1 protein-coding gene is annotated in these 925 nt (G+C 31.1%); it reads right to left on the bottom strand.

Annotation, left to right across the window (positions count from 1 at the left end):
- Positions 1-213: 213 nt before the first annotated feature.
- The gene (locus Q0945_RS15975) at positions 214-819 is read right to left on the bottom strand and encodes a hypothetical protein (RefSeq protein ID WP_299436664.1); all 606 of its coding nucleotides are present in this window, start codon (positions 817-819) and stop codon (positions 214-216) included.
- Positions 820-925: the final 106 nt, after the last annotated feature.

The raw sequence follows: 925 nt of genomic DNA on the forward strand, positions 1-925 counted from the left end.
AAATTTAGACAAGTAAGATTCTTTTTTAGAATATTAAATTCAGTTAGAATTTTTCAGGTCAGCCATTAAGGGTAACGGTCTCGTATAACCGTCAGTTACGGATTTTAAGTTACTGTTTTTCGTTTAAGCACTGACGCTCGCAATTCCGAGTGGATTCGGACGTAGTCGAATCCGCCGTAATTGCGGTTATACATTGTTAGGCACTGTGTTTATTCAATTTTTTCTTATTATGTCGTCTTTGCTATTGTAAATTCCATCTTTTCCAGCAGAAATCAACGTGTAATTTAAAGAGTCAATTAATTCATATCTATATGGGTTTTTCCAGCTATCAGCTTTCCAACTTCCCCAAATAGGTTTACGTCTAATAAATGATTCGTAATTTTCTGGAAAAACCCCATAATGATTTTTATAAAGACTTAATTCAGTCGATATTTTATTCATTTCTTCTTTAGTTCTGTCTTCATTAACGTATTCATTTGTTATGAATTCAGCACCTTTAAAAAGTCCAGTTGTCAAAAGAGTTAGAGTTAAAGGAAATAATACAACTACAATTAGTAAGCTAAATGCAAGATATCTTGTTGCGGATTTTTTTCCATCACGTTTTTCAATCTTATCGAAAATATCAAAAAGTGCCCATATCATTATAATTATGTGAGGAAACCATAAGGGGATTAAATCCAAGAAGTCTATATTAAAAATAAGATAGGTTGAAACTATATTTACTAATAAAATGATTCCACCTTTTTTAAAGTCTTTAAGTATAAACTGTCCTGCTCCAGGTAAAAAGAAAGAAATAATAAATGGAAGTAGGTTTTTCATTTTGCGTTAATTTCGGTTTACATTGTGCCTAACGTCTCGGCTATGATTAGTACGGGATTAAAAAGTGATTAATTTCCGATTAAGTACTTAGCCAAAACTTTTTATT

This window comes from uncultured Maribacter sp., from assembly GCF_947500405.1.
Classification (GTDB): domain Bacteria; phylum Bacteroidota; class Bacteroidia; order Flavobacteriales; family Flavobacteriaceae; genus Maribacter_B.